This is a genomic window from Paracoccus sediminilitoris (assembly GCF_003259195.1).
In the GTDB taxonomy this organism is placed as follows: Bacteria; Pseudomonadota; Alphaproteobacteria; order Rhodobacterales; family Rhodobacteraceae; genus Paracoccus; species Paracoccus sediminilitoris.
This window is the reverse complement of record NZ_QJPK01000001.1, coordinates 728,137-746,912: the sequence shown is the minus strand read 5'-3', so window position 1 is coordinate 746,912 and position 18,776 is coordinate 728,137. Positions and strand designations below refer to the sequence as shown.

Here is an 18,776-nt window from a genome sequence, read left to right as displayed (position 1 = left end):
TGTCCGGTCAGGCAGCGGTGCCGATGCTGCGCCGCGTCTTGCGGGCGCGTTGCCACGGCGCGCCATATTCCAGCCAGATGATCGATGCCCACCAGAGGGTCACGCATGCCCAGATGTCGATGGCCAGCCGCAGCAGGGCGGATTTTCCCTCGGGGTTCATCTGGAACGCGTCACCGGCGACCGACAGCAGGACACAGATGACAAAGGACCACAGCCCGCCACGCCCGATCTGCTGGAAGGCGACGCCAAGCCGGCTGGCCGAGAACCACTCCATCGGTCGGGAAAAGGGCACGGCAACCAGCCAGGCCGCCGCGACGATGGCCAGATAGCGGGTACCGTCCAGGTTCCACTTGTCGACCTCGCCATAAAGCGTCTTCATCGCGGTGCGCAGGGCCAAGGCCGGTTCGCCGATGCGGGCGGCGATGACGATGGTGCAGCCAAAGACGAACATGCCAATCGCGATCACGGTCAGGGCATGGCGATAAGGGTGCAGACGCGCCATCAGGCTCTGGCGGAACAGGCCCATGGCCGTGCCGGTAAAGAACAGCATCTGCCAGCCGAAGGGGTTGAACAGGAACCCGTTCCTGTTGCCGAAGGTGGGGATCGGGGCGTTCAGCTGGGGTGCGAACCACCACATGACGACCGAACCCACCGCGACCAGCAGCGGCCAGCGCAGCATCAGGGGCACCACCGCGATCGAGGACGCGATCAGCACCACATAGACCGCCAGAACGTCGATGATGTTGGGTTGCAGCCACATCGACGCCACGCCCGCAATGTAGAACAGCGGGTTTTCGACGATCCAGATGGCGTATTGGTTCCAGATCGCGGTGTGCGGCCGCCCCGACGCCCAAAGGGCCGCCGAAAGCCCCGCCATTACCAAGGCGCCAAGAATCATGGCCCGCCAGACTTCGAAACTGCGGCGGGCAAAGCGGCGCTGCGCGGTGCGCCGGCCTTCCTTGGCCTCGACGCTGCGCCAGACCATTCCGACCAGAAAACCCGACAGCAGGACGAACAGCTCAGACGCGTCGAAGATCGAGAAATTGGGCAGAGTGACGGACCGCATGACCGACAGCGGCATGTGGTTGACCATGATGCTGAGCAGGGCATAGCCCCGCAGCATATCAAGCGTGATCAGGCGTTTCATGCGGGTAGGCTGCTCCAACGGGTCAGCAGGGCCGGGTCCAGGACCATGGCGTCGGTTTCGCTGCGGTCCATGTCGTCCAGCGCCTGATTGCGTGTCGCGGCGTGGGCGATCTTGGCCTCGGCAGTGATGCGGGCCAGGCGCAGGCCGCGTGGCTGGTCCTCGGGCAGGGGCGAAAGCATGGCGATGTGATTGTCGAGGGCCTGCCTGTCCGTCGCAAGGCGCCGCAGGCTGTCGCGGCCGCTGACGGCCAAGGGCAGGCGGCGGGTGATGGCCGCGGCCTCGGTCAGGATGGCGGGGGGATTGCGTTCCTCGGGGGTCAGCAGCAGGCCGCGCATCCGTGCCCAACGACCGAAGAGCGGGCTGGCCGACAGGCGCGAGGTCAGCGGCGACAGGATCAGGCCCGCCAGGATCGGCGACAGCCAGATGAGCTGTTCCGGAGAGAAGGTCGCCAGAACCACCAGCGTACCCAGCCCCAAGGCGACATGCGCCCAGTGATGGCGCAGCACCACGCCCCAGCCGGGCATGTGGCCGGCGCGGACCTGCGCGTCCCAACCGCTGTCGCGGCCGCTGAGGATCTCGAAGATCTGGCGGGTCTGGACCAGCATCTGCACGGGCGCGATCAGCGCCGACAGGATGGTTTCGAACAGCGCACTGGCCAGCACCCGCTTGCGCCCGCCCGCCTGTTTCGCCAAGGGGCGCGAAAACGCCCGGAAGGTGGCGATGAACTTGGGCAGCAGCAGCAGCGTCATGGCGGCGACGAACAGCCACAGCATGCGCTGGCTGTCGAAGACCGGCCATTCGGGGAACAGCTGATAGGAGTTCGGGAAATATTCCGGCGTCGACAGCAGCACCGTGGCCGACAGGACCAGTCCGACCAGGATCAGGGCCAGCCACAAGGGGCTCATCAGGAAGCCCATGATGCCGATGAAGAAATGCGCCCGGCTGATGCCGCGCAGGCCGCGCATGCCGAACAGGCGGCTGTGCTGCAAGTTGCCCTGCGCCCAACGGCGTTCGCGTGCCGCCATGTCCAGCAGGGTCGGGGGGCATCCTTCAAAACTGCCGCGCAGGTCGTGGTCCAGCCGCACCTTCCAGCCGGCGCGGCAGAGGGCCGCGGCCTCGACGAAGTCATGCGACAGGATGGTGCCGCCAAAGGGGGGCTTGCCCGACAGGCGGGGCAGGCCGCAGGCCTGGGTGAAGGCCTCGATGCGGATCATCGCGTTGTGGCCCCAGTAATTGCCGGTATCGCCCGACCATGCCGACACCCCGCGCGCAATCATCGGACCATAGACGCGGCCCGCGAACTGGGTCAGGCGGGCGAAGATGGTCTCGCCCCCCACCAGCATCGGCATGGTCTGGATCAGCCCGATGCGGGGATCGGCGTTCATGCGGGCCGACAATTCGCGCACCGTCGCGCCCGAGATGACGCTGTCGGCGTCCAAGACGACCATCTGGTCATAGCGTCCGCCCCAGTTGCGCACGAATTCCGCGACATTGCCGGATTTGCGGTCTTCGTTCGACAGGCGGCGGCGATACCAGATCGGCAGGGGCGATATCTGGCGGGCCTGATGGACGACCAAAGTTTCGTTCACCGCGATCTCGGGGTCGCGGGTGTCGGACAGGATGAAAATCTCGGCGCGATCGGCCATGCCCTCGGCCTGCAGCTGGTTGGCCAGCGCCACCAGCAGGCCGGTGCTGACGGCGACGTCTTCGTGATAGATGGGCATGACGACGACCACGCGGGCGTCGTTCGGGCCGTCGGGCGTCGTCAGGTTCGGCGCGAAAAGCCCCGCCAGCACGCCACAGAAGGAAAACCCGACCCATGCGAAGGTCGGCGTGAACAGCACCAGCAGCGCGATCTGCATGGCCGTCGGATCATCGCCAAAGGCCGTCAGCATCTGGGTAAAACCAATGATCGCGATGACCAGGGCGCCCCCGAAGGTCAGCAGGCGCGCCATCCAAGTGCGCAGGTCGTTCATCTGTCGCGCAGGCCCGCCCTTGGGCATCGCCGCGAAATCCTGCACGGGCATCGCCAAGGGGGCAAGGGGCGGGGCGCTGTGGGTCATGTTCACACCGTCCAACGGGTCAACCATTTCTCGCTGAGGGCGACGCCCTCCTCGTTGGTCAGTTGGGCCTGCAATTCGGCGACCTGTTCGCGGCCCGGTTCGAATTCGAAGGCAAGGCGCAGGGCGTTCTGGTCGGGCAGGGGCTTCAGATAGGCATGCACGATCCGCCCGGCCGAGGCTTGGACCTGGAACTGCGGCAAGGTTTCGCGGAACAGGCCCAGATCGAAATCGATGACAAAGCTGCGCGTGGTCTCGACGTTGATCGATCGGCCCGACCTGACCTGACGCACCTTGGCCAAGGGCAGGTCGCTGGGCGGCAGCGCTGCAAAGGACAGACGATAGCGGTATTCGTGCCGCTGCCCGCGCGCCAGGGGTTCCTTGGGCGCCCAATAGCTGACGATATTGTCGTTGAACTCGTTTTCGACCGGGATCTCGACCAGACGTACCTCGCCTTCGCCCCAGTCGCCTTCGGGCTGAATCCAGGCCGAAGGGCGCAGATGGTACATCGCCTCGGCGTCCTGATAGCTTTCGAAATCGCGGGCGCGCTGCACCAGGCCAAAACCCTTGGGGTCCTTGTCGACAAAGCCCGAAATCTGCAGCGTGCGCGGCGACATCAAGCCGCGCCACAGCGACTGGTCGGCCCCGGTCTGCATCTGCAAGCCGTCGCTGTCATGGCAGGCCGGGCGGTAATCGTCGACCGAACGACGGCTGGCCGGGCTGAACCAGAACATCGAGGTCAGCGGCGCGATCCCGGTTTCACGCAGATCGACCCGCGGGAACAGCGCCATGCGCGTACGCACCATCGTCACGGCGCCCGGTGTCACATCGAACTGGAAGGCGGCGGTGGCCGATTTGCTGTCCAGCAGGGCATGGATGCGCACGGTGTCGGAATGTTCTTCGGGTTCGTGGATCCAGAAATCCGTGAACAGCGGGAATTCCTCGCCATCGGGGCTGCCCGTCTTGATGGCCAGGCCGCGCGCCGACAGGCCGTAAAGCGTGTTGCGCGCCACGGCCCTGAAATAGCTGGCACCTTGGAAGACCAGGAATTCGTCCATCACGCCAGGGCGGTTCAGGAAGGTGCGGACCCGAAAGCCGGACCAGCCCATGTCACCGACCGTCTCCAGGTCCGGGCCGTCGGGAAACTGCGCGGGATCGAATTCCAGCATCGACGGATCGAAGGGAATCGCCTGGGGCATGCCCGCCCGCACCAGGCTGATGTTGACGGGTTCGTAAAAGATCATCCCCGGCGCCAGCAGATCGATCCCGAAGCGGTCGCTTCCGGCCCAGGGGTCGCGATCACGCCGGAAGCGGATGCCCCGGTACTTGTCGTAATTCAGATCCGCGAAACTGCCCACCAGCTTCGAGATGGGCTGTTCATAGACCCGTGTGGCGCGATCCTCGGCCATCTTGGCCACGGTTTCGAAGCCGAAAGCTTCGGGCTTGGCGGGGCCGAAGGCCTGGGCGTCCTTTTCGGGGTCGCCTTGGGGATCCTGTGCCTGGGCGGGAACCGCCATCAGCGACCCGCCGGCAGCCATCGCGGTGGCAGCATTCAGAAATTGACGACGCTTCATATCGGGGGATATCTCAAGAAAACCGTGTGATCATAGGACGCAAGCGCGTTTGCGGCAAGCATGGGCAAATCCGGCATGACGTATCGACCGATACGCGCCGTGACGGCAACCCGCAAAACCGCCGTTTTGTTCACTGTTTTGCCAGCCAGGCCGTGACCGGACCGCGAACGCTGTTCAATCCTTGGGCTTCTGCCTCGGCAATGACCTGTTGCAGTTCGGTGATGGAAACGCGGCGGATCAGGTGCTTGACCGGCCCGATCGAGGCTGGGCGCATCGACAGGCGCCGGATGCCCAAGGCGGCAAAGGTCAGCGCCTCGATCGGCCGGCCCGCATCCTCGCCGCAGAACGAGACCGGCACGCGCGCATCTTCGCATCGCGCGATGATCTGGCGCAGCAGCGCCAGGAAGGACACGTTCAGCGTGTCATAGCGCCGCCGCACGCGTTCGTTTTCCCGGTCCGCCGCAAAGAAGAACTGTTTCAGGTCATTGCCGCCGATGGACACGAAATCGCACATCTCGAAGAAACGCTTGGGCGCAAAGGCCAGCGACGGCGTTTCCAGCATTGCACCCACGCGAACGTCGGTGGGCATCTGATGGCCGAGGCGCTGTTCGCGGGCCAGTTCCTGCATCAGGATGCGGTGCGCGGCCTCGTATTCGGTGATATCGGCCACGAAGGGGAACATGACGTGCAGGGGCCGCCCTACCGCCGCACGGATCAGCGCCTGCAGCTGCATGCGCAAGACGCCGCGCTTGTCCAGGCCCACGCGGATCGCCCGCCAGCCCATCGCGGGGTTCGGTTCGTCCTGCGGCTTCATGTAGGGCAGCACCTTGTCCGAGCCGATGTCCAGCGTGCGGAACATGATCGGCTTGCCATGGGCGTTGTCCATGACGCGGCCGTAAAGGCCTGCCAGTTCGGCCCGGCGGGGGACATGGTTGCGGATCAGGAATTGCAATTCGGTGCGGAACAGGCCCACGCCTTCGGCCCCCGACCCGTCCAGCGAGGGCAGGTCGGCCATCAGCCCGGCATTCATGTAAAGCTGGATTGTGGTGCCGCAGGTGCCGGTGGCGGGCAGGTTGCGCAGGCTGGCATAGCGGTCCTGCGCCTCGGCCTGCATGGCGATCTTGTCCTGAAAGGCCTTGGCGACGCTTTCCTCGGGGCGCAGGTGGACGATGCCCTGGTCGCCGTCGATCAGGATCGGGTCGCCGTTCAGCGCCTCGGTGGTGATGCGGGTGGCGTGGATGACCAGCGGAATGGCCAGCGCCCGGGCCACGATGGCGGCGTGGCTGCCGACGGAGCCTTCCTCCAGCACGACGCCTTTCAGGCGGCGGCCGTATTCCAGCAGCTCGGCTGGCCCGATGTTGCGCGCGACAAGGATCGGGTTGTCCGGCATTTCGGCACCCGTGTCGCTGCCCTGACCGGTCAGGATGCGCAGCAGCCGGTTCGACAGGTCGTCCAGATCGTGCAGGCGGTCGCGCAGATAGGGATCGGCCGCCATTTCCAGCCGCGCGCGGGCCGAGGATTGTTCCTTTTCGACGGCGGCCTCGGCCGAGAGGCCAAGGCGGATATCCTCGGCCATGCGCTTCAGCCAGCTGCGCGAATGGGCGAACATGCGATAGGTTTCCAGAACGGCGGCATGTTCGCCATCGCCGTCCATATCCGCGGCGGCGACCATCGAATCGACGCGGCTGCGCAGCTTGTCCACGCCTTCATGCAGGCGGGCCAGTTCCGTTTCCGGATCGTCGCCCACGGGGTTCGCGATGACGACACGCGGTTCATGCAGCCAGACGCGCCCCTCGGCCGCGCCCTCCTGGCCGGTGGCGCCGCGGACCATCAGTGGAAAGCGGTGGGCCAGCGGCATGCTGTCGGCATTGCTGCCCTGAAAGGCGCCCAGCTCGGTCATCTCGGCCAGGACCATGGCCACGACCTCGAGGCCATAGACCTCGTCCTCGGTGAACTGGCGGGCGGTGGAACATTGCACGACCAGCACCCCCAGCCGTTCGCCCACGCGCTGGATCGGCACGCCGAGGAAGGCCGGAAAGACCTCCTCGCCGGTTTCGGGCATGAAGCGGAAGCCGGGTTCGGATGGCGCATCGGCGGTGTTGACATGGCGTCCGGTGCGGGCGACGCGGCCCACCAGGCCCTCGCCAAGGCGCAGGCGCGTCTGGTGGACGGCCTCGGGGCGCAGGCCTTCGGTGGCGCAGAGTTCCAGCGTGCTGGCGTCGCGGAACAGATAGATGGAACAGACCTGGGTGCCCATCGAATCGGCGATGTGATGGGTGATCTGATCCAGCCGGTCCTGCCCGCCACCGGCCGCGGCAAGGATTTCCTTCAGCCGCCGCAGCAGCTTGCGCGAGTCGCTGTCCGTGCGATCCTGCATCGCATGTCCGCCTTGTGCCTTGCGCATCAGCCCCGCCCGAACGGGCGAGGCCCCTGTCGAACGGGCCTTATGCCTGTTCCAATCCAAAGGCATCATGCAGTGCCTGCACGGCCAGTTCCATATATTTGCGGTCGATCAGCACCGAAATCTTGATCTCGCTGGTGGCGATGACCTTGATGTTGACGTTGTCGTCGGCCAAGGCCTTGAACATGCGGGCGGCAACGCCCGTGTGGCTGCGCATGCCGATGCCGACGACGCTGACCTTGGCGACCTCGGTGTCGATGTTCAGGTCGTCATAGCTGATTGTGCCGGCGGCACGCGCCTCTTCCATGGCCTTTTTGGCGCGTTCCACCTGGTTGATCGGCACCGAGAAGGTCATGTCGGTCACCGAACCGGGGTGATCCTCGTAATCCTTCTCGGAGATGTTCTGCACGATCATGTCCACGTTCACGCCCGCATCGGCCAGGGGCGCGAAGATCGCCGCCGAGATGCCGGGGCGGTCCTCGACCGTCACGAGGGTGATCTTGGCTTCGTCGCGCGACGAGGCGATGCCATTAACGACTTTCGATTCCATGATTTCATCCTCATCGCAGATCAGCGTGCCCGAATTGTCGTCCGTCTCCTCGAACGAGGACAGGACGCGCAGCCGGACCTTGTAACGCATGGCCAGTTCGACCGAACGGGTCTGCAGCACCTTGGCACCCAGGCTGGCCAATTCCAGCATCTCCTCGAAGGCGATGCGGTCCAGCTTGCGCGCCTTCGAGGTGATGCGCGGGTCGGTGGTATAGACGCCGTCCACGTCGGTATAGATGTCGCAGCGTTCGGCCCCGAAAGCCGCGGCAAAGGCCACTGCGGTCGTGTCGCTGCCGCCACGGCCAAGCGTGGTGATGCGTCCGTCGGGCGCCAGGCCCTGGAAGCCGGCGACCACGGCAACCTTGAACCCTTCGGCGAATTTCTGGTCCAGGTTGGCGCGGGGAATGTCCACGAAGCGGGCGGCGGAATGCGCGGCGGTGGTGTTGATCGGCACCTGCCAGCCCTGCCAGCTGCGGGCGGGCACGCCCAGTTCCTGCAGGGTCAGGGCCATCAGCCCCGCGGTGACGTTCTCGCCCGAGCTGACGATGGCGTCGTATTCGCGCGCATCGAACAGCGGAGAGGTCTGTTCGACCCAGCCCACCAGTTCGTTGGTCTTGCCCGACATCGCGCTGACGATGACGATGACGTCATAACCACGCTCGACCTCGCGCTGCACCTTAAGGGCGGCGTTCTTGATCCGGTCCAGATCGGCCACAGACGTGCCGCCGAATTTCATCACCAGAAGCGGCATATACGGGCCCCCAGCCAAAGGTTGTTTGTCGGCGGGGCTTGTATGGGTGGAAAGGCGAAAGGGCAAGGCCCTGTTCGCGCAAGATCAGTTCGCCTTCTGCCGTGGAAGGAAGGGCAGCGGGGCAATCGGGACGCCGTCCTCGATCAGCTTGCGGGCCTCCTCGATACGGGCCTCTCCGTGGATGGCGCGCTCGGGGCGGCTGCCCTGATGCATGGCGCGGGCTTCGGCGACGAAATTGCTGCCGACATAGTCCGACGTCTTCTCGACATGCTGGCGAAGCTTGTCCAACGCGGTTTCGTCCGGCGATTTCGGCTTGGTGATCGGGCGCGGTTCGGACACGGCGGGCGCCATCAGAGCCTTTTGCACCTCGGTCGATCCGCAGGTCCCGCAGGACACCTGGCCTGCCGCGCGCATGGCGTCATAGCCGTCCGAGGACCGGAACCAGCTGTCGAAATCATGTCCATTGGCGCAGCGCAGGGCATAGCGGATCATCGCAGAAATCCTTCCGTCATCCCGTCTATATCGGGTCAGGCGGGCCGCTGTGCAAGTTCGTCCAGCCGCGACACCAGCGCAGCGGGATCGCCCGCACGCGCGATCAGCAACTGCCGCGCGGCGTGGCCCATGCGCCGTGCCAGGTCGGCATCGGCGGCGAGGCGCAGGATATGTGACGCCATGTCTTCGGCCGTGACCGGCAGCGCGCCGCCGGCCCCCTGAAGGGCCGCGAAGGCCTCGGCGAAATTGGCGGTATGCGGCCCATGCAGCAGCGCGCAGGCCCGTGCTGCCGGTTCCCAGGGCGTGTGCCCCCCATGGTCGCGGAACGATCCGCCAATGATGCAGATGCCGGCGGCGGCATACCAGCGGGGCATCTCGCCCAAGGTATCGGCCAGCAGGACGCCCCCGGCGGGGGGCAGGTCGGCCCCGGCGCTGCGGCGTGACACCGCGATCCCGCGCGCGGCGATCAGTGCCGCGATGGCGTCGCCACGGTCCGGATGGCGCGGGGCCAGGATCAGGCGCAATTCGGGACGTTCGGCGCGGGCCGTCAGGAAGGCATCCAGGATCGGCGCATCCTCGCCCTCATGGGTCGAGGCCGCCAGCAGCGTCGCGTTGCGCAAGGGGGCATCGGGCGGCGCGGGCACCGAGGCCGGGTCCAGCAGTTTCAGGTCCAGCCGGGGCAACAGCGCCGAACTGGGCAGCCCAAGCGTCAGCAGGCGGGCCTCGCTGGCCTGGTCCTGGGCCGACAGTGCCGCGATTCGGCCCAGCATGGGGCGGATGATGCGCGGGAATCGACCCCAGGTTCCGGCCGACCGTTCCGACAGCCGTGCACCGATCAGGGCCTGCGCCACGCCGCGTTCGGCCAGCAGGCGCGACCGCAATGGCCAGAACTCGGCCTCGATGCTGACGGCCAGACGGGGGCGGCAGGCGCCCAGAAAGCGGTCCAGTGATCCGGGCAGGTCCAGGGGGGCCAGCATCGCGGGCAGACCCCAGCCCGCCGCAAGATCGCGCCCCGTTTCGCTGTTGGCGGTGATCTGCACGGAATGGCGTTGCGCCAGAAGGTGGATCACCTGCCGCGCCGATGTCAGTTCGCCCACCGACGCGCCATGCACCCAGATCGTGGCGGGATCGGGTCGCGGGCCGGAAACCAGCCTCTCGCGCAGGGTGGCCGGTCCGCCCAGGCCCGCGCGCAGCCGCAGCGCGGCTTCTGCGATGCGGGTCGTTGCGGTATAGATCATGGGAAAGTCACCCTCGCGTCGGGTCGAAGTGGAGGTGGGTACCGGAATCGAACCGGTCTTCACGGATTTGCAATCCGGTGCGTAACCTCTCCGCCAACCCACCGCCGTCGAGAGTGGGCATGGCTTAATGGATTGCGCGGCGCCTTGCAAGACGCGATCTGACCGATGCCGCGACCTGTCACGTCCGGCGTTGCCCAGTTCGTGCAAACATGGCAATAAGCGGTCAAAGAGGTCGAGCAGAGGTTCCCCGACATGAGCGATTTCGCCACCCGGCGCACGATGATGGTGGACACGCAGGTCCGCCCCAGTGACGTGACCAAATTCCCGGTGATCGAGGCGATGCTGGACATCCCGCGCGAGGACTTCGTTCCGGCCAGCCGCCGCTCGGTCGCCTATTCCGGTGAGAATCTGGACATTGGCAACGGCCGCGTGCTGCTGGAACCGCGCACGCTGGCCAAGCTGGTCGATGCGCTGGACATCCAGCCCGACGAGCTGGTTCTGGATCTGGGCTGCGGCTATGGCTATTCGGCCGCGGTGATGTCGCGCATGGCCGAGGCGGTCGTCGCCATCGAGGACAGCGAGGAGCTGGCGGCCGAGGCCGAGACGCGCCTGTCGGATGCCGGCATGCACAACGTCGCGGTCCTGAAGGCCGAGCTGACCGAAGGCGCCCCCAAGCAGGGCCCCTATGACGTCATCCTGATCGAGGGTGCGGTCGAGGATGTTCCCCCCGCGATCATGGACCAGCTGCGCGATGGCGGCCGCATCGCGGCCCTGTTCCGCGAAGGCAATCTGGGGGTCGCCCGCATCGGGCACCGGCTGAACGGCCGCGTCAGCTGGCGCTATTGCTTCAATGCCAATGCGCCGATGCTGAAGGGTTTCGATCGCGCCCGAGGGTTCTCTCTGTGAGGCCGCTGGCCCGCCTTGCCGGCGTTGCGCTGCTGGGGCTGGCCGCCGCCATGCCCGCGCGGGCCGAATCGCTGGCCGACACGATGGTCGCCGCCTACCGCCATTCGGCGCTGATCGAACAGAACCGGGCCGTGCTGCGGGCCGCCGACGAAGACGTCGCCGCCGCCGTGGCGGCGCTGCGTCCGGTGGTGGAATGGGTCGCCAGCTATGGCGCCGCGCGGACCGAAGGGGACACGACGCGTCGCTCGACCTCGCTGGAACTGAACGCCAGCCTGACGCTCTATGATTTCGGTCGGTCGCAGCTGGCCATCGACGGCGCCAAGGAACAGGTTCTGGCGACCCGTCAGGCGCTTGTGGCGATCGAGCAGCAGGTGCTGCTGGATGCGGCGCTGGCCTATTTCAACGTGCGCGAGGCGATCCAGCAGGTCGCCCTGCAGCAGAACTCGGTCGAGGTGCTGTCGCGCGAACGCCAGGCCGCCCAGGACCGCTTCGACGTGGGCGAGATCACCGTCACCGACGTGGCGCTGGCCGACGCCCAGCTGGCCGCCACCCGCGCCAGCCTGGCCGCCGCGAATGGTGATCTGGAGGTCCAGCGCGAGGCCTATCTGGCCGTGACGGGCAAGCTGCCCGTGTCGCTGTCGGCGCCGCCGCCGCTGCCCAAGCTGCCCGCCACGCTGAACGAAGCGCGCGCCATCGCGCAGCGCACCCATCCTTCGGTGTTGCAGGCGCAGCGCAGCGCCGCGGCCGCCGAAATCGGCGTGGCCGCCGCCGCTGCCGAACGCAACCCGACCCTGTCGGGAACGGCGGGCGTCGGTGTCAGCCGTCAACCCCAGGCCCTGCTGAACGGCGGTTACGGCAGCACCAACGATGCCTCGGTCGGGCTGCGGTTGAACCAGACGATCTATTCGGGCGGACGCCTGTCGGCGGCCCATCGCAAGGCCATGGCGCAGCGCGACCAAGTGCGCTCATCGCTGTTGAACACGGCGCGCCAGGTCAGCCAGACGGTCGGCGAGACATGGGCGAATATCGACGTGGCACGCGCGCAGATCACCGCCATCGCCGAGCAGATCTCGGCCGCCCAGCAGGCCTATGACGGCGTGCGCGAGGAAGCCCTGCTGGGCGCGCGGACGACGCTGGACGTGCTGGACGCGGAACAATCGCTGCTGGAGGCGCGGGCCGATCGCATCACGGCGGAATCCAACCTGCAGTTAGCGCATTATCAACTTCTGGCTGCTATGGGTCTGTTGACGGTAGAAAACCTGAAACTGGGAATTCCGACCTATGACCCATCGCAATACTACAACGCCGTGCGCAATGCGCCGGCCACCAGCAAGCAGGGCGAAAGCCTGGACCGCGTGCTGCGCGCCATCGGCCGCAACTGATCCTCTGACCGGTGGTTTGCGGCATGGCTAGGCCGCGTCGCAAACCCGCCCCGGCCCCCGCACTGCGCCTGTCCCGCAAGCGCCGCGGCAACCGCTTCACCCGCCCCCAGATCGCACAAGTGACGTCGGACGCCCTGCGCCTGCGGGCCGATATCGGCACTACGGTCCGCACCATCCGCACCATGATTGACGCGGATCCGACAGTGCTGAGCATTGCCGAACCGTCGGTCGTTCCACCGCGCCCGACGCTGTTCCGCATCTGGCAGGCCTGCTGCGCGCGCATCCTGACCCGTCTGGAACCGCCGGCGCCTACGGTGCCGGAACCGGTCATCCAGCCTGCGCCGCCGGTTGAACAGCCGGAACCCGCGCCCATCCCCACGGCGCAGGACATCGCGCGGATCGTCATGTCCCATCCCGACCTGCGGGATCAGCTGCACTCGGCCGTTCATGAAAAGCTGGAGGGCGAGATGGGGCAGAAATTCTCGGCGAACCTGCGGGCGGTGATCCGTGCCCAGGTCGCCATGGCGGTCGAAGACAGGCTGGTCGACCTTTAGGCGGCTTCAGTTCAGCATCTTTTCGGGGTCCACGCTTTCAAAACCGCGCCGGACCTCGAAATGGACGAAACCGTCATTGCCGGCCTTGCCGAGGCTTTGTCCCGCGCTGACGGTGTCGCCCTTGGCGACATCCACCCCGTCCAACCCGGTATAGACCGTCATCAGGTCGCCTTCGTGGCGGACGACGATGATCGGGACGCCGGACGTGTCGCGGGTGATCGCGGCCACGCTGCCAGCCCCGGCCGCCGTCACGGGCGTCCCGGAAGGGGCGGCAATGTCGATGCCGTCGTTTTTGCCTTTTTCATAGATCCGGATGATCGACCCCGAAACCGGCATCCGCAGCGGTCCGCCCCCCGACGCCGCGGTCCGTGTCGCCCCAAGATCCGTCGTCGGCGCATCCGGCTTCGGTTCGGATGCAGGGGCGGTGGTTTCATCGGGCAGGGGGGTCTCGGCAGAAGGCGGCTTGGGGGTCGGGCTGCCGGTGCCGGGAACGGTGGTCGCCAAGACATCGGGTTTCGTGCCGGGCCTGGGGACGATCAGGCGCTGTCCGACCCGCAGGTCCATATTCGCGGGCAGGCCGTTCCACGACGCCAGATCCTGCACCGTCACGTCATATTTGCGGGCGATCGACCATGCGGTTTCGCCCGAAGCCACGACATGTTCCGAAGGCGTCTGCGGAGAGGGGGCCGCGGCTTTGGTGCCCGTGCCCTTGGCAAAGGGATCGGTGACGATGGCCGCGATGCCGGTCGGTCGTGCCACGGTGCCCTGAGCGACCTTGGTGGGCAGGACCAGCACCGCCCCGCTGCGCAGGGGCGCATCGGCGGGCAGGGCGTTATGGGACGCCAGCTGCCCCGCATCCAGCCCCAGCCGGGCTGCGACGGTGGCCGGCGTATCGCCCGCCTGCGCGACCGCCACCTGGCCGTTGGCAAAGGTGATCACGCCACGGTTGTCCGGCTGGGGGCGGGGTGCTGCCTGCGCCGCGGCCGGGGCGGTGTCCAGGCCGCCATTCATCCAGCCGCGCAGATCGGGGTCGAAGCCGCCCTCGGTGCCGCAGGACGCCAAGGCAAGGGACGCGACGACGACGCCAGCGACACGACAAGAGCCATTCTTCATGATGATATCCTCAGCCTGCCTGTAATCGGCCGGGGGTCATGTCTGGCCCAACCCCTCGACCAGCGGAACGAACCGGACCTGTCGCAGCTCGTCATAGTCGAACCCGGTTTCGGATCGGCTGACGCGGATCAGGGTCTGGACCGCGTCCGACTGACCGACAGGAACCACCATGATACCGCCGATCTTCAGCTGTGCCAACAAGGGGCCGGGCGGATCTTCGGCGGCGGCGGTCACAAGAATGCGGTCGAAGGGGGCCTGGTCGGGCAAACCGCGCGATCCGTCGCCCACCTGCGCGATGATATTATGCAGGCCCAGTTGACGGAAGGTGGCCTCGGCCTCCTGGACAAGGCGGCGGTGGCGGTCGACGGTATAGACGCGGCGGCACAGCCCAGAGAGGATCGCCGCCTGATAGCCCGAGCCGGTGCCCACCTCCAGCACGGTGTCGCGCGGCCCGACCGACAGCGCCTGCGTCATCAGGCCGACCACGGATGGCTGGCTGATCGTCTGGCCGCAGGGGATGGGCAGGGGGGTGTCCTCATAGGCGCGGTCGGCGAACTGGCCGCGTACGAACAGCCCGCGGTCGATCCCCTCCATCGCTTCCAGCACGCGGGGATCGGTGACGCCCCGCGACCGCAGTTGGAACAGAAAGCGCATCTTGCGTTCGGCCGGGCTGTCCTGGGGTTCGTCGTTCATTCGGCAGCCTCGCCGGGAAGGGTCAGGTCGTTCAGCGCCCGGCCCAGGCCCACCAGCGAATCATGGCAGGTCAGATCGGCGCGCATCGGCGTGACCGAGACATAACCCTCCAGGTTCACCGCGACATCGGTGCCGTCCTGCGCGGGCGCCTGCTGCGATCCGCCCGCGATCCACATGAAGCGCCGCCCGTTCGGCGCGGTCTGCGGCACGACGCCGAAGCTGCTGCCGTGGCGCTTGCCCTGGCGGGCGACGCGGATGCCCTGCACGGCCGCGGCGGCGACGGGCGGGAAGTTGATGTTGTAGAACAGCCGGAAATCCGCGTCCGATGTCCAGTCGCCATGATCCAGCAACCGCCGGATCACCGTTGCACCGTGCAGACGCGCGGCCTCGAAGGGATCGTCCAGCTTGGCGGTCTCCGGGCCCAGATATTGCGACAGGGCGATGGCGGGAAGACCCTGCAGGGCCGCCTCCATCGCGCCGCCAATGGTGCCGGAATACATCGCGTTCTCTCCGGCATTGTTGCCGCGGTTGACGCCCGACAGCACCAGGTCGGGCAGGGCGTCGGCCATGATGTCGCCGACGGCCGCCAACACGCAATCGGCGGGGCTGCCCTCGGCCGCGAAGCGGCGGGGGGCCAGTTCGGCGACCATGGTGGGGTGGGAATAGCTGATGCAATGACCGACGCCCGATTGCTCGAACGCGGGGGCCACGGTCCAGACCTGTCCGTCGGGGCCGGCAAGTTGCGTCGCGATCTGGTGCAGCACCTCGAGGCCCGGTGCGTTGATGCCGTCGTCATTGGTGATGAGAATGCGCATCCTGCCCCCTTGTAATCAGGCCCTGCATGTCCGGCACCGGCGGGATTTTGCCTTTGCACGCGGATGTGACCTTGCCTTTGCTTAGCCGTCGCATGGTCGCGCTTCAACCCGAACATGCGCAACCGTGATGGCGGGGGGCGGAAAGCGGTTTGACCTGACATGCGGGGCGATGCATCCTTGACGCAACGAAACGGACCGCGACGCGTATGCAGATATACCTTCCCATCGCCGAGGTCTCGGTCAATGCCTTCACCCTGATGGGTTTGGGCGGCCTTGTCGGCGTCATGAGCGGGCTTTTCGGTGTCGGCGGCGGTTTCCTGATCACGCCCCTGCTGTTTTTCATCGGCATTCCGCCCACCATCGCCGTTGCGACCGGCGCGAACCAGGTGGTGGCGTCCTCGGTTTCGGGGGTTCTGGCGCATATGAAGCGCAAGACCGTCGATTTCCGCATGGGGGGCGTGCTGCTGGCGGGCGGGCTGATCGGGTCCGGTCTGGGCGTTCTGGTTTTCAACATCTTGCAGCGGCTGGGCCAGGTCGAGCTGGTCGTGCAGCTGTGCTATGTCGTGTTTCTGGGCCTGATCGGCGGGATGATGCTGCAGGAAAGCCTGCGCGCCCTGCGCCGCGCCCGACATCCGACCGGTCGCCGGCGGCTGCATCAGCACAACTGGGTCCACCGCCTGCCCTTCAAGATGAAGTTCCGGACCTCGGGGCTCTATATCAGCGTCATCCCGCCCTTGCTGGTGGGTGTGGCGGTCGGCGTGCTGGCGGCGATCATGGGGGTCGGGGGCGGCTTCATCATGGTGCCCGCGATGATCTATCTGCTGGGGATGCCGACCAAGGTGGTGGTGGGGACATCGCTGTTCCAGATCACCTTTGTGACGGCCTTCACGACGCTGATGCATGCCGTCAGCTATAACACCGTGGACGTGATGCTGGCGCTGCTGCTGATTGTTGGGGGCGTCATCGGGGCGCAGATCGGCACCACGCTGGGCGCGAAACTGCGGGCCGAACAGCTGCGGATCCTGCTGGCGCTCTTGGTGCTGGCAGTCTGCGCCAAGCTGGCGCTGGATCTGTTCCTGACGCCCGATGACCTGTATTCCATCGTCACGCGGGTGCGCTGATGTCCCGACATGCCCCCCTGATCGCCCTGATCGTCGCGCTGCTGCTGCCGGGGGTGGTTGCCGCGCAGTCGCAGGGATCGCTGATGCCCGCAGACGATACGGGCGCGGGCTATCCGCTGTTTCCCGATCCGGGCCGTCCGCGCAGCGCGGTCCCCGAAAACGTGCCGAAACCGGCCGAACAGGTGGTGGCGGGTCTGTCGGATGATTCGGTCTCGATCACCACCAGCTTCGACGGGTCCGAGATCCTGATCTATGGCGCCATCCGCCGCGAGGCGCCGATCCCCGAAGGCCGGCTGGACGTGATCGTCACCATCGAGGCACCTTCGCAGCCGATGACCATCTGGCGCAAGCAGCGGCGCCTTGGCATCTGGGTCAACACCGAACGGGTCGAGGTCGGTGCGGCGCCTAGCTACTATGCCGTGTCCAGCACCGGGCCCCTGGACCAGATTCTGCTGCCCGGATGGGACAGCCGCTATCGCATTTCGCTGCCGCAGGCGCTGCGGGCCTTCGAGGGTGCCCCCGAGGTCGCGGATGCCCCGGCCTTCACGCAGGCCATGGTGCGGCTGCGCGAAGATGACGGCCATTTCCGGCTGGACGAGGGTGGGATCGAGCTGGCGCAGGATACGCTGTTCCGGGCCGACATCCGGTTGCCCGCCAACCTGTTGGAGGGGGATTACAAGACCCGGATCTTCCTGCTGCGCGACGGCCAGGTCATCGATGTCCACCGCGCCGCCATCGAGGTGCGCAAGGTGGGGCTGGAACGCTGGCTCTATAACTTGGCCTTCGACCAGCCGCTTCTCTACGGGCTGATGTCGCTGGCGGTGGCAGTCCTGGCGGGCTGGGGTGCCTCGGCCGGGTTCCGCAAGCTGCGGCGCGCTTGACCGGGCCCAACGAAGACCCTGAAATGCGACAGGCCCTGCGACGGTTCGCAGGGCCTGCTCCTCCCCCTTGGTGCGGTCCCGACCCCTCCACTGGTCCGGTCCGCGGGGTGTTCCTTCAGGCTGAAATCAGCTCGGCTTGGCGCACGATGACTTCGGCTTGCTTGATCGAGGCGATGTCGACCAGACGTCCCTTGTACACGGTCGCCCCCGCGCCGTCTCGCTTTGCCTGCTCCATCGCGGCAAGAATTTCGCGGGCCTCAGTGACGGCGGCCTCGTTGGGGGAAAAGACCTGGTTGCACAGCGCGACTTGGCTGGGATGGATCGCCCATTTGCCGACCATGCCAAGCGTGGCCGAGCGGCGAGCCTGGGCAATGAAGCCGTCCTGATCGCTGAAATCGCCATAGGGGCCGTCGACTGGCAGCAACCCATGCGTCCGGCAGGCCGCCACGATGGCCGTCTGCGCCCAGTGCCAGGGATCGGGCCAGTATTTCTGCCCGTCGCGCACCATGTAGTAGTTTTCCTGCGTGCCGCCGATGCCGGTGGTGGCCATGCCCATGGATGCCGCGAAATCGGCGGCGCCCAGGCTGATGGCCTGCATGCGCGGGGATGCGGCGGCGATCTCCTCGACATGGCAGATGCCTGCGGCGGATTCGATGATCACCTCGAAGGCGATGGGCTTGGTCCGGCCCTTGGCGCGTTCGACGGCGGTGACCAGCGCATCGACGGCATAGATGTCGGAGGCGTTCCCGACCTTGGGGATCATGATCTGGTCCAGCCGGTCACCCGCCTGTTCCAGCAGATCGATCACGTCGCGATACCACCAGGGCGTATCCAGCCCGTTGATGCGCACCGACAGCGTCTTGGTCCCCCAATCCACGTCGCCGATCGCCTGGATGATGTTCGACCGGGCGCGGTCCTTGTCGTCGGGGGCGACCGAATCCTCGAGGTCGAGGTTGATCACGTCGGCTTCGGATTTTGCCATCTTCGGGAACAGGGCCTCGCGCGATCCGGGGCCGAAAAGCTGGCAGCGGTTCAGGCGGGCAGGCGGCAGCGGTTGGGAACGAAAGCTCATGCAAGGGTCCAGTTCGGAAAGATTCGG

16 protein-coding genes and 1 tRNA gene are annotated in these 18,776 nt (G+C 66.6%); 5 read left to right on the top strand and 12 right to left on the bottom strand.

Going from position 1 to position 18,776, the window contains the following annotated elements:
* Positions 1 to 7 precede the first annotated feature (7 nt).
* The 8 genes from opgC to DKT70_RS03590 form a co-directional block, all read right to left on the bottom strand.
* Positions 8 to 1,147 carry an OpgC domain-containing protein gene (gene opgC / locus DKT70_RS03625; RefSeq protein WP_111557820.1) on the bottom strand — a complete coding sequence of 380 codons (1,140 nt, stop codon included), beginning with the start codon at positions 1,145 to 1,147 and terminating at the stop codon, positions 8 to 10.
* On the bottom strand, positions 1,144 to 3,210 hold the full coding sequence (mdoH, locus tag DKT70_RS03620; protein WP_233490402.1) for a glucans biosynthesis glucosyltransferase MdoH: 2,067 nt from the start codon (positions 3,208 to 3,210) through the stop codon (positions 1,144 to 1,146). The genes opgC and mdoH overlap by 4 nt, the downstream gene beginning before the upstream one ends.
* Before the next feature lie 2 nt (positions 3,211 to 3,212).
* A complete protein-coding gene (locus tag DKT70_RS03615; RefSeq protein WP_111557818.1) occupies positions 3,213 to 4,781 on the bottom strand; it encodes a glucan biosynthesis protein in 1,569 nt (522 codons plus the stop codon).
* 130 nt (positions 4,782 to 4,911) lie between these two features.
* The gene (gene ptsP, locus DKT70_RS03610) at positions 4,912 to 7,158 is read right to left on the bottom strand and encodes a phosphoenolpyruvate--protein phosphotransferase (RefSeq protein WP_111557921.1); all 2,247 of its coding nucleotides are present in this window, start codon (positions 7,156 to 7,158) and stop codon (positions 4,912 to 4,914) included.
* 67 nt (positions 7,159 to 7,225) lie between these two features.
* Positions 7,226 to 8,482: an aspartate kinase gene (locus tag DKT70_RS03605; protein WP_111557817.1), complete on the bottom strand. Its 1,257-nt coding sequence runs from the start codon at positions 8,480 to 8,482 to the stop codon at positions 7,226 to 7,228.
* Positions 8,483 to 8,566: 84 nt separating this feature from the next.
* Positions 8,567 to 8,974, bottom strand: a complete 408-nt coding sequence (locus DKT70_RS03600; protein WP_111557816.1) for a DUF1178 family protein — start codon at positions 8,972 to 8,974, stop codon at positions 8,567 to 8,569.
* A 35-nt stretch (positions 8,975 to 9,009) separates the two neighbouring features.
* On the bottom strand, positions 9,010 to 10,212 hold the full coding sequence (locus DKT70_RS03595) for a 3-deoxy-D-manno-octulosonic acid transferase (RefSeq protein WP_111557815.1): 1,203 nt from the start codon (positions 10,210 to 10,212) through the stop codon (positions 9,010 to 9,012).
* 29 nt (positions 10,213 to 10,241) lie between these two features.
* Positions 10,242 to 10,315: transfer RNA gene (locus tag DKT70_RS03590), tRNA-Cys, on the bottom strand.
* A 149-nt stretch (positions 10,316 to 10,464) separates the two neighbouring features.
* On the opposite strand from DKT70_RS03590, the gene DKT70_RS03585 reads away from it, so the two are divergent.
* From DKT70_RS03585 to DKT70_RS03575, 3 genes are read left to right on the top strand one after another with little or no spacing between them, the layout of a single operon-like run.
* A complete protein-coding gene (locus tag DKT70_RS03585) occupies positions 10,465 to 11,118 on the top strand; it encodes a protein-L-isoaspartate O-methyltransferase family protein (RefSeq protein WP_111557814.1) in 654 nt (217 codons plus the stop codon).
* A gap of 50 nt (positions 11,119 to 11,168) precedes the next feature.
* Entirely contained in the window at positions 11,169 to 12,500 is a 1,332-nt protein-coding gene (locus DKT70_RS03580; protein ID WP_111557920.1) for a TolC family outer membrane protein, read from the top strand.
* Between the two features lie 23 nt (positions 12,501 to 12,523).
* The gene (locus tag DKT70_RS03575) at positions 12,524 to 13,054 is read left to right on the top strand and encodes a hypothetical protein (protein ID WP_111557813.1); all 531 of its coding nucleotides are present in this window, start codon (positions 12,524 to 12,526) and stop codon (positions 13,052 to 13,054) included.
* Positions 13,055 to 13,060: 6 nt separating this feature from the next.
* Here DKT70_RS03575 and DKT70_RS03570 read toward each other — a convergent pair whose 3' ends face one another.
* Genes DKT70_RS03570 through surE form a run of 3 tightly spaced genes read right to left on the bottom strand, consistent with a single transcriptional unit; the run spans position 13,061 to position 15,675 of the window.
* Positions 13,061 to 14,167 carry a LysM peptidoglycan-binding domain-containing protein gene (locus DKT70_RS03570; protein ID WP_111557812.1) on the bottom strand — a complete coding sequence of 369 codons (1,107 nt, stop codon included), beginning with the start codon at positions 14,165 to 14,167 and terminating at the stop codon, positions 13,061 to 13,063.
* 36 nt (positions 14,168 to 14,203) lie between these two features.
* Positions 14,204 to 14,860, bottom strand: coding sequence for a protein-L-isoaspartate(D-aspartate) O-methyltransferase (locus DKT70_RS03565; RefSeq protein ID WP_111557811.1), 657 nt, complete (start codon positions 14,858 to 14,860; stop codon positions 14,204 to 14,206).
* Positions 14,857 to 15,675: a 5'/3'-nucleotidase SurE gene (surE, locus tag DKT70_RS03560; protein WP_111557810.1), complete on the bottom strand. Its 819-nt coding sequence runs from the start codon at positions 15,673 to 15,675 to the stop codon at positions 14,857 to 14,859. The genes DKT70_RS03565 and surE overlap by 4 nt, the downstream gene beginning before the upstream one ends.
* Before the next feature lie 206 nt (positions 15,676 to 15,881).
* Between surE and DKT70_RS03555 the strand changes: the two genes are divergently transcribed.
* Positions 15,882 to 16,796 (top strand): sulfite exporter TauE/SafE family protein, encoded by a 915-nt coding sequence (locus DKT70_RS03555; protein ID WP_111557809.1) that lies wholly within the window; start codon positions 15,882 to 15,884, stop codon positions 16,794 to 16,796.
* Entirely contained in the window at positions 16,796 to 17,677 is an 882-nt protein-coding gene (locus DKT70_RS03550) for a TIGR02186 family protein (RefSeq protein ID WP_233490401.1), read from the top strand. Before DKT70_RS03555 ends, DKT70_RS03550 begins: the two co-directional genes overlap by 1 nt.
* Positions 17,678 to 17,792: 115 nt before the next feature.
* On the opposite strand, the gene DKT70_RS03545 is transcribed toward DKT70_RS03550, so the two are convergent.
* A complete protein-coding gene (locus DKT70_RS03545; RefSeq protein ID WP_111557808.1) occupies positions 17,793 to 18,749 on the bottom strand; it encodes an L-malyl-CoA/beta-methylmalyl-CoA lyase in 957 nt (318 codons plus the stop codon).
* Positions 18,750 to 18,776: the final 27 nt, after the last annotated feature.

Bases quoted from the DNA above. Each gene is read 5' to 3' on its own strand.
- opgC (WP_111557820.1), bottom strand. From the start codon at position 1,147: ATGAAACGCCTGATCACGCTTGATATGCTGCGGGGCTATGCCCTGCTC.
- mdoH (WP_233490402.1), bottom strand. From the start codon at position 3,210: ATGACCCACAGCGCCCCGCCCCTTGCCCCCTTGGCGATGCCCGTGCAG.
- DKT70_RS03615 (WP_111557818.1), bottom strand. From the start codon at position 4,781: ATGAAGCGTCGTCAATTTCTGAATGCTGCCACCGCGATGGCTGCCGGC.
- ptsP (WP_111557921.1), bottom strand. From the start codon at position 7,158: ATGCAGGATCGCACGGACAGCGACTCGCGCAAGCTGCTGCGGCGGCTG.
- DKT70_RS03605 (WP_111557817.1), bottom strand. From the start codon at position 8,482: ATGCCGCTTCTGGTGATGAAATTCGGCGGCACGTCTGTGGCCGATCTG.
- DKT70_RS03600 (WP_111557816.1), bottom strand. From the start codon at position 8,974: ATGATCCGCTATGCCCTGCGCTGCGCCAATGGACATGATTTCGACAGC.
- DKT70_RS03595 (WP_111557815.1), bottom strand. From the start codon at position 10,212: ATGATCTATACCGCAACGACCCGCATCGCAGAAGCCGCGCTGCGGCTG.
- DKT70_RS03585 (WP_111557814.1), top strand. From the start codon at position 10,465: ATGAGCGATTTCGCCACCCGGCGCACGATGATGGTGGACACGCAGGTC.
- DKT70_RS03580 (WP_111557920.1), top strand. From the start codon at position 11,169: ATGCCCGCGCGGGCCGAATCGCTGGCCGACACGATGGTCGCCGCCTAC.
- DKT70_RS03575 (WP_111557813.1), top strand. From the start codon at position 12,524: ATGGCTAGGCCGCGTCGCAAACCCGCCCCGGCCCCCGCACTGCGCCTG.
- DKT70_RS03570 (WP_111557812.1), bottom strand. From the start codon at position 14,167: ATGAAGAATGGCTCTTGTCGTGTCGCTGGCGTCGTCGTCGCGTCCCTT.
- DKT70_RS03565 (WP_111557811.1), bottom strand. From the start codon at position 14,860: ATGAACGACGAACCCCAGGACAGCCCGGCCGAACGCAAGATGCGCTTT.
- surE (WP_111557810.1), bottom strand. From the start codon at position 15,675: ATGCGCATTCTCATCACCAATGACGACGGCATCAACGCACCGGGCCTC.
- DKT70_RS03555 (WP_111557809.1), top strand. From the start codon at position 15,882: ATGCAGATATACCTTCCCATCGCCGAGGTCTCGGTCAATGCCTTCACC.
- DKT70_RS03550 (WP_233490401.1), top strand. From the start codon at position 16,796: ATGTCCCGACATGCCCCCCTGATCGCCCTGATCGTCGCGCTGCTGCTG.
- DKT70_RS03545 (WP_111557808.1), bottom strand. From the start codon at position 18,749: ATGAGCTTTCGTTCCCAACCGCTGCCGCCTGCCCGCCTGAACCGCTGC.